Here is an 8,830-nt window from a genome sequence, read left to right as displayed (position 1 = left end):
GTCGCACGCTGGTTAACCCGGAAACCGACACTAATCGTCATACGCAGTAAAAGCGAGGCAATAAGATGGATTATACGCTCACCCGCATAGATCCTAACGGTGAGAACGACCGTTACCCCCTGCAAAAACAGGAGATCGTCACTGACCCTCTTGAGCAGGAAGTGAACAAAAGCGTGTACATGGGCAAGCTCGAAAATGCTCTGCACGATATGGTCAACTGGGGCCGCAAGAACTCAATCTGGCCTTATAACTTTGGCCTTTCCTGCTGCTACGTTGAAATGGTGACGTCATTCACTGCGGTGCATGACGTTGCGCGTTTTGGGGCCGAGGTACTGCGTGCTTCCCCACGTCAGGCTGACCTGATGGTCGTAGCCGGAACCTGTTTCACCAAAATGGCGCCGGTCATTCAGCGTCTGTATGACCAGATGCTGGAGCCGAAATGGGTTATCTCCATGGGCGCTTGTGCAAACTCTGGCGGCATGTACGACATTTATTCTGTCGTGCAGGGCGTTGATAAGTTTATCCCGGTTGATGTTTACATCCCTGGTTGCCCGCCACGCCCGGAAGCCTACATGCAGGCACTGATGCTGCTGCAGGAATCCATCGGCAAAGAACGTCGTCCGCTCTCCTGGGTGGTTGGCGATCAGGGCGTGTATCGCGCCAATATGCAATCTGAGCGCGAGCGTAAACGCGGCGAACGTATTGCTGTGACGAATCTTCGTACACCTGACGAGATTTAACTTTGCGCCTGTGGGCGGTGGAATAAGCCTTCGCATATCAAAATTAATAGCGCGGAGCCACGCCCAACAGTCACCACGGACCTTTTGCAATGGTGAACAATATGACCGATTTAACCGCGCATGAAGCCGCCGCATGGCAGACCCGGGATCATCTCGATGACCCGGTGATTGGCGAACTGCGCAACCGCTTTGGGCCGGATGCCTTTACCGTTCAGCCTACCCGCACCGGGGTTCCGGTAGTTTGGGTTAAGCGTGAACAGTTACTGGAAGTGGTCGATTTCCTCAAGAAATTGCCAAAACCTTACGTCATGCTGTTTGATTTACACGGCATGGACGAGCGTCTGCGCACACACCGTGACGGGTTACCCGCCGCGGATTTTTCCGTTTTCTACCACCTGATTTCTATCGATCGCAACCGCGACATCATGCTGAAGGTGGCTCTTTCTGAAAACGATCTGAACGTGCCAACTGTCACCAAACTTTTCCCGAACGCCAACTGGTATGAGCGTGAAACCTGGGAAATGTTCGGTATCAACATTGAAGGCCACCCAAACCTGCGTCGCATCATGATGCCGGACACCTGGGAAGGCCATCCGCTGCGTAAAGACTACCCGGCACGTGCGACCGAATTCGATCCGTTTGAGCTGACCAAAGCCAAGCAGGATCTGGAGATGGAAGCGCTGACCTTCAAGCCTGAACAATGGGGCATGAAGCGCAGCTCCGAGAACGAGGACTTCATGTTCCTCAACCTCGGCCCGAACCACCCGTCTGCACACGGTGCATTCCGTATCATTCTGCAGCTTGATGGCGAAGAGATTGTCGACTGTGTTCCTGATATCGGCTACCACCATCGTGGTGCTGAGAAAATGGGCGAGCGTCAGTCCTGGCACAGCTACATTCCGTACACTGACCGTATCGAGTACCTCGGCGGCTGCGTGAATGAAATGCCATACGTGCTGGCCGTTGAGAAACTGGCAGGTATCAAGGTTCCTGAGCGAGTAGACGTTATCCGCGTCATGCTCTCCGAACTGTTCCGTATCAACAGCCACCTGCTGTACATCTCCACGTTCATCCAGGACGTTGGCGCGATGACCCCGGTCTTCTTTGCGTTTACGGATCGCCAGAAAATCTACGATCTGGTTGAAGCGATCACCGGCTTCCGTATGCACCCGGCCTGGTTCCGTATCGGCGGCGTTGCACACGACCTGCCGCGCGGTTGGGATCGTCTGCTGCGTGAATTCCTCGACTGGATGCCGAAGCGTCTGGCTTCCTACGAGAAAGCCGCGCTGCGTAACACCATTCTGAAAGGTCGTTCTCAGGGCGTGGCGGCGTATACCGCCAAAGAAGCGCTGGAGTGGGGCACCACCGGGGCTGGCCTGCGCGCCACCGGGATCGACTTCGACGTGCGTAAAGCGCGTCCTTACTCTGGTTATGAAAACTTCGACTTCGAAATCCCGGTGGGCGGTGGTGTTTCCGACTGCTACACCCGTGTGATGCTGAAAGTGGAAGAGCTGCGCCAGAGCCTGCGTATTCTTGAGCAGTGTCTGAAAAACATGCCGGAAGGCCCGTTCAAAGCGGATCACCCGCTGACCACGCCGCCACCGAAAGAGCGCACGCTGCAGCATATCGAAACCCTGATCACGCACTTCCTGCAGGTTTCCTGGGGCCCGGTCATGCCGGCCAACGAATCCTTCCAGATGATTGAAGCGACGAAGGGGATCAACAGTTACTACCTGACAAGCGACGGCAGCACCATGAGTTACCGTACCCGAATCCGTACCCCGAGCTATGCGCACTTGCAGCAGATCCCGGCGGCGATTCGCGGCAGCCTGGTCTCGGACCTGATCGTTTATCTGGGTAGTATTGATTTTGTCATGTCTGATGTGGACCGCTAATTATGCACGAGAATCAACAACCACAAACCGAGGCTTTTGAGCTGAGTGCGGCCGAGCGTGACGCTATCGAGCACGAAAAGCACCACTACGAAGACCCGCGTGCGGCGTCCATTGAAGCGCTGAAGATCGTTCAGAAGCAGCGTGGCTGGGTGCCGGATGGGGCTATCTACGCGATCGCGGATGTCCTCGGGATCCCGGCAAGCGACGTCGAAGGCGTTGCGACCTTCTACAGCCAGATCTTCCGCCAGCCAGTGGGTCGCCACGTCATTCGCTACTGCGACAGCGTAGTGTGCCATATCACCGGCTATCAGGGCATTCAGTCCGCGATTGAAGCTAAGCTGAACATCAAACCGGGTCAAACCACGTTTGATGGCCGCTTCACGCTGCTGCCGACCTGCTGCCTGGGCAACTGCGACAAAGGGCCGACCATGATGATTGATGAGGACACTCACAGCCATCTGACGCCGGAAGCCATCCCTGAGCTGCTGGAGCGGTATAAATAATGAAAAACGTTATCCTGACTCCCGAAACGCATCCGCTGACCTGGCGTCTGCGTGATGACAAACAGCCGGTCTGGCTGGACGAGTATCAGGCGAAAAACGGCTACGCAGGCGCACGTAAAGCGCTGGGTGGCATGGCGCCTGACGAAATCGTCAATCAGGTCAAAGACGCGGGCCTGAAAGGGCGCGGCGGTGCGGGCTTCTCCACCGGTCTGAAGTGGAGCCTGATGCCAAAAGATGAATCCATGAACATCCGTTACCTGCTGTGTAACGCCGATGAGATGGAACCGGGTACCTATAAAGACCGCCTGTTGATGGAACAGCTGCCACACCTGCTGGTGGAAGGCATGCTGATCTCCGCGTTTGCGTTGAAAGCCTATCGTGGCTACATCTTCCTGCGTGGCGAATACATCGAAGCGGCAGCCAATCTGCGTCGTGCGATTGCTGAAGCCACCGAAGCGGGCCTGCTGGGGAAAAACATCCTCGGTTCTGGTTTCGACTTTGAGCTGTTCGTGCACACCGGCGCAGGGCGTTATATCTGCGGTGAAGAAACTGCGCTGATTAACTCCCTCGAAGGCCGTCGTGCTAACCCACGTTCCAAGCCGCCATTCCCGGCGAGCTCCGGTGTCTGGGGCAAGCCAACCTGCGTGAACAACGTAGAAACCCTGTGTAACGTGCCAGCCATTCTCGCCAACGGCGTGGAGTGGTACCAGAACATCTCTACCAGTAAAGATGCAGGCACCAAGCTGATGGGCTTCTCTGGCCGCGTGAAAAATCCAGGCGTCTGGGAACTGCCGTTTGGCACCACCGCGCGTGAGATTCTGGAAGATTACGCGGGTGGTATGCGTGATGGTCTGAAATTCAAAGCCTGGCAGCCCGGCGGGGCAGGGACGGACTTCCTGACCGAATCTCACCTCGATTTGCCGATGGAATTTGAAAGCATTGGTAAAGCAGGCAGCCGTCTGGGTACGGCGCTGGCGATGGCCGTCGATCATGAGATCGGCATGGTACCGCTGGTGCGTAACCTGGAAGAGTTCTTCGCCCGCGAGTCCTGCGGCTGGTGTACGCCTTGCCGTGATGGTCTGCCGTGGAGCGTGAAAATCCTGCGAGCGCTGGAGCGTGGCGAAGGCCAGCCGGGCGATATCGAGACACTTGAGCAACTGTGTCGATTCCTCGGTCCGGGTAAGACCTTCTGTGCCCACGCGCCAGGTGCGGTTGAACCGCTGCAAAGCGCGATTAAATATTTCCGCGAAGAGTTCGAGGCAGGCATCAAGCAGCAGGTCAGCAATACCCATGCGATCAATGGCATCCAGCCAAACCTGCTGAAGACGCGCTGGTAATTTTTCACCTCTCACCTTAACCCAGGGGATGTGCTGGTTTCCCCCCTCGCCCCTCAGGGGAGAGGGTTGGGGTGAGGGGAAAGATTTTCGATTAACGCTCAGTCTCTGACTGGGCCAACTGGAAGCACGCTAATGGCTACGATTCATGTAGACGGCAAAGAATACGAGGTCAACGGAGCGGACAACCTGTTACAGGCTTGTCTCTCTCATGGCCTTGATATTCCATACTTTTGCTGGCATCCGGCGCTGGGAAGCGTTGGCGCCTGCCGCCAGTGTGCGGTGAAGCAATACCAAAACGCGGAAGACACGCGTGGCCGCCTGGTGATGTCCTGTATGACTCCGGCATCCGACGGCACCTTTATCTCGATTGATGACGAAGAAGCAAAACAGTTCCGCGAAAGCGTGGTGGAGTGGCTGATGACCAACCACCCGCACGACTGTCCGGTCTGTGAAGAGGGCGGCAACTGCCACCTGCAGGATATGACCGTTATGACCGGTCACAGCTTCCGTCGCTACCGTTTCACCAAACGTACTCACCGTAATCAGGATCTGGGGCCGTTCATCTCTCACGAAATGAACCGCTGTATCGCCTGTTACCGCTGCGTGCGTTACTACAAAGATTACGCTGATGGCGGCGATCTGGGTGTTTACGGCGCACACGACAACGTCTATTTCGGTCGTCCGGAAGACGGCACGCTGGAGAGCGAATTCTCCGGTAACCTCGTTGAAATCTGCCCGACCGGCGTTTTCACCGATAAAACCCACTCCGAGCGTTACAACCGTAAATGGGACATGCAGTTTGCGCCAAGCATCTGCCAGCAGTGCTCCATCGGCTGTAACACCAGCCCGGGTGAGCGCTACGGCGAACTGCGTCGTATCGAAAACCGTTACAACGGTACAGTGAACCACTACTTCCTCTGTGACCGTGGTCGCTTCGGCTATGGCTACGTCAACCTGAAAGACCGTCCGCGTCAGCCAGTACAGCGTCGTGGTGATGACTTCATTACCCTGAACGCCGAGCAGGCGATGCAGGGTGCCGCAGATATTCTGCGTCAGTCGAAGAAGGTTATCGGGATCGGTTCTCCGCGTGCGAGCGTTGAGAGCAACTTCGCACTGCGTGAACTGGTCGGGGAAGAGAACTTCTACACCGGTATCGCCAAAGGTGAACAGGAACGTCTGCAGCTGGCACTGAAAGTGCTGCGTGAAGGCGGCATCCACACACCAGCGCTGCGCGACATCGAATCTTATGATGCGGTTCTGGTGCTGGGTGAAGACATCACGCAGACCGGCGCCCGCGTTGCCCTGGCGGTTCGCCAGGCGGTGAAAGGCAAGGCACGTGAAATGGCAGCGGCCCAGAAAGTGGCTGACTGGCAGATTGCGGCAATCCTTAACATCGGTCAGCGCGCTAAGCATCCGCTGTTTGTGACTAACGTCGACAGCACTCGTCTGGATGACATCGCGGCGTGGACTTACTGCGCTCCGGTCGAAGACCAGGCACGTTTAGGTTTTGCTATCGCCCACGCACTGGATAACAGCGCGCCAGCGGTTGAAGACCTGAGCAACGATTTGAAAGGCAAAATTGACGTCATCGTGCAGGCTCTGGCCGGTGCGAAGAAGCCACTGATTGTTTCCGGTACCAACGCCGGTAGCGCGGAAGTGATTCAGGCTGCGGCGAACGTTGCCAAAGCGCTGAAAGGCCGTGGCGCAGACGTTGGCGTGACCATGATTGCTCGCGCGGTCAACAGCGTGGGCCTCGGCATGATTGGCGGCGGTTCTCTGGAAGAAGCATTAAGCGAACTGGAGTCCGGTTCTGCTGATGCCGTGGTGGTGCTGGAGAACGATCTCCATCGTCACGCTTCCGCGACCCGTGTTGATGCTGCTCTCGCAAAAGCGCCGCTGGTGATGGTTATCGACCATCAGCGCACCGCTATCATGGACAAAGCTCATCTGGTGCTGTCTGCTGCAAGCTTTGCTGAAAGCGACGGGACGGTGATTAACAACGAAGGCCGCGCCCAGCGTTTCTTCCAGGTTTATGATCCGGCTTACTACGACAGCAACACCGTGATGCTGGAAAGCTGGCGCTGGCTGCACTCGCTGCACAGCACCGTGCAGAGCCGCGAAGTGGACTGGACGCAGCTCGATCATGTTATCGATGCCGCTGTAGCCAAACTGCCACAGCTGGCGGGTATCAAAGACGCTGCACCAGACGCGTCGTTCCGTATCCGTGGTCAGAAACTGGCACGTGAACCGCACCGTTACAGTGGCCGTACCGCCATGCGTGCGAATATCAGTGTGCACGAACCGCGTCAGCCGCAGGATAAAGACACCATGTTCGCCTTCTCAATGGAAGGGAACAACAGTCCGCTGGCCGAACGTTCACAGATCCCATTCGCATGGGCACCAGGCTGGAACTCCCCGCAGGCATGGAACAAGTTCCAGGCTGAAGTGGGCGGCAAACTGCGTCATGGCGATCCGGGCGTGCGTCTGATTGAAGCGTCTGCTAACGGTCTGGAGTATTTCAACACCGTACCAGCAAGCTTCGAAGCACAGGACGGCAACTGGCGTATTGCGCCGTACTATCACCTGTTCGGCAGCGATGAACTGTCACAGCGTTCACCGGTCTTCCAGAGCCGCATGCCGCAGCCGTACCTCAAGCTCAACCCGGCAGACGCCGCGAAGCTTGGTGTGAATGCGGGTGCGACGGTTGCCTTTAGCTACGACGGTCAAACCATGACTCTGCCGCTGGTGCTCTCCGATGCGCTGACCGCAGGGCAAATTGGTCTGCCAATGGGTATGCCGGGTATTGCGCCAGTGCTGGCGGGTGCACGTATTGAAAATCTGCAGGAGGCGAAAGCATGAGTTGGTTAACACCGGATGTTATCGACATTCTGTTAAGCATCCTGAAAGCCGTGGTCATTCTGCTGGTGGTCGTCACCTGCGGCGCGTTCATGAGCTTCGGCGAGCGTCGTCTTCTCGGTCTGTTCCAGAACCGTTACGGGCCGAACCGCGTAGGCTGGGGTGGTTCACTCCAGCTCGTGGCTGACATGATCAAGATGTTCTTCAAAGAGGACTGGATCCCGAAATTTACCGACAAGGTGATCTTCACCCTGGCGCCGGTTATCGCGTTCACCTCTTTGCTGCTGTCGTTTGCGATTGTCCCGGTCAGCCCGACCTGGGTGGTCGCCGACCTCAACATCGGCATTCTGTTCTTCCTGATGATGGCCGGTCTGGCTGTTTACGCTGTGCTGTTCGCGGGCTGGTCGAGTAACAACAAATACTCACTGCTCGGTGCGATGCGTGCTTCTGCGCAGACCCTGAGCTACGAAGTGTTCCTCGGTCTGTCGCTGATGGGCGTGGTGGCGCAAGCCGGTTCCTTCAACATGACCGACATCGTCAACAACCAGGCTCACCTGTGGAACGTGATTCCGCAGTTCTTCGGCTTCATTACTTTCGCTATCGCGGGCGTGGCGGTTTGTCACCGTCACCCGTTTGACCAGCCGGAAGCAGAGCAGGAGCTGGCGGACGGTTACCACATCGAATATTCCGGCATGAAGTTCGGTCTGTTCTTCGTGGGTGAGTACATCGGTATCGTCACTGTTTCAGCGCTGATCGTGACGCTGTTCTTCGGTGGCTGGCAGGGTCCGTTCTTACCGCCATTCATCTGGTTCGCCATCAAAACGGCGTTCTTCATGATGATGTTCATTTTGATCCGTGCTGCATTGCCTCGTCCGCGTTATGACCAGGTGATGTCCTTCGGCTGGAAAGTATGCCTGCCGCTGACGCTGATCAACTTGCTGGTAACGGCGGCTGTCATTCTCTGGCAGCAGCCATAAGGGGCGAATAGACCATGACTTTAAAAGAATTAGTAGTGGGCTTCGGCACCCAGGTTCGCAGTATCTGGATGATCGGGATGCACGCTTTCGCTAAACGCGAAACGCAGATGTATCCGGAAGAGCCCGTTTACCTGCCGCCGCGCTACCGTGGCAGTATCGTGCTGACGCGCGATCCGGACGGCGAAGAGCGTTGCGTAGCCTGTAACCTGTGCGCCGTAGCTTGTCCGGTGGGCTGTATTTCTCTGCAAAAAGCAGAGACCAAAGACGGCCGCTGGTACCCGGAGTTTTTCCGCATTAACTTCTCACGCTGCATTTTCTGCGGTCTGTGTGAAGAAGCGTGCCCAACCACGGCGATTCAGTTGACCCCGGACTTCGAACTGGGTGAATACAAGCGTCAGGATCTGGTGTACGAGAAAGAGGATCTGCTGATTTCCGGTCCGGGCAAATACCCGGAATATAACTTCTACCGGATGGCGGGTATGGCAATCGACGGCAAAGATAAGGGCGAAGCGGAAAACGAAG

General features: G+C 56.5%; 7 protein-coding genes. All 7 read left to right on the top strand.

All coding sequences use genetic code 11. From position 1 onward, the window contains the following. Window positions 1-65: 65 nt before the first annotated feature. The gene (gene nuoB, locus ACRCWW_RS05575; RefSeq protein WP_097161758.1) at window positions 66-740 is read left to right on the top strand and encodes an NADH-quinone oxidoreductase subunit NuoB; all 675 of its coding nucleotides are present in this window, start codon (window positions 66-68) and stop codon (window positions 738-740) included. A gap of 89 nt (window positions 741-829) precedes the next feature. Continuing rightward, a complete protein-coding gene (gene nuoC, locus ACRCWW_RS05570) occupies window positions 830-2,635 on the top strand; it encodes an NADH-quinone oxidoreductase subunit C/D (protein WP_404657319.1) in 1,806 nt (601 codons plus the stop codon). Window positions 2,636-2,637: 2 nt separating this feature from the next. Continuing rightward, window positions 2,638-3,138: an NADH-quinone oxidoreductase subunit NuoE gene (gene nuoE / locus ACRCWW_RS05565; RefSeq protein ID WP_404657320.1), complete on the top strand. Its 501-nt coding sequence runs from the start codon at window positions 2,638-2,640 to the stop codon at window positions 3,136-3,138. Next, window positions 3,138-4,475 (top strand): NADH-quinone oxidoreductase subunit NuoF, encoded by a 1,338-nt coding sequence (nuoF, locus tag ACRCWW_RS05560; protein ID WP_438681519.1) that lies wholly within the window; start codon window positions 3,138-3,140, stop codon window positions 4,473-4,475. Before nuoE ends, nuoF begins: the two co-directional genes overlap by 1 nt. Before the next feature lie 132 nt (window positions 4,476-4,607). Beyond that, entirely contained in the window at window positions 4,608-7,334 is a 2,727-nt protein-coding gene (gene nuoG, locus ACRCWW_RS05555; protein WP_438681518.1) for an NADH-quinone oxidoreductase subunit NuoG, read from the top strand. Next, window positions 7,331-8,308, top strand: coding sequence for an NADH-quinone oxidoreductase subunit NuoH (gene nuoH / locus ACRCWW_RS05550; protein ID WP_312625274.1), 978 nt, complete (start codon window positions 7,331-7,333; stop codon window positions 8,306-8,308). Before nuoG ends, nuoH begins: the two co-directional genes overlap by 4 nt. A 14-nt stretch (window positions 8,309-8,322) precedes the next feature. Next, the coding region (gene nuoI, locus ACRCWW_RS05545) for an NADH-quinone oxidoreductase subunit NuoI (protein WP_438681517.1) at window positions 8,323-8,830 on the top strand (508 nt) is incomplete at its 3' end.

The organism is Scandinavium sp. (assembly GCF_051650185.1).
Taxonomy (GTDB): Bacteria; Pseudomonadota; Gammaproteobacteria; order Enterobacterales; family Enterobacteriaceae; genus Scandinavium.
Note: the sequence above shows the minus strand (reverse complement) of the source record. Positions and strands in the feature narration are given on the sequence as shown.

Excerpts from the sequence above, each read along its gene's own strand:
- nuoB (WP_097161758.1), top strand. The coding sequence starts at position 66 with ATGGATTATACGCTCACCCGCATAGATCCTAACGGTGAGAACGACCGT.
- nuoC (WP_404657319.1), top strand. The coding sequence starts at position 830 with ATGGTGAACAATATGACCGATTTAACCGCGCATGAAGCCGCCGCATGG.
- nuoE (WP_404657320.1), top strand. The coding sequence starts at position 2,638 with ATGCACGAGAATCAACAACCACAAACCGAGGCTTTTGAGCTGAGTGCG.
- nuoF (WP_438681519.1), top strand. The coding sequence starts at position 3,138 with ATGAAAAACGTTATCCTGACTCCCGAAACGCATCCGCTGACCTGGCGT.
- nuoG (WP_438681518.1), top strand. The coding sequence starts at position 4,608 with ATGGCTACGATTCATGTAGACGGCAAAGAATACGAGGTCAACGGAGCG.
- nuoH (WP_312625274.1), top strand. The coding sequence starts at position 7,331 with ATGAGTTGGTTAACACCGGATGTTATCGACATTCTGTTAAGCATCCTG.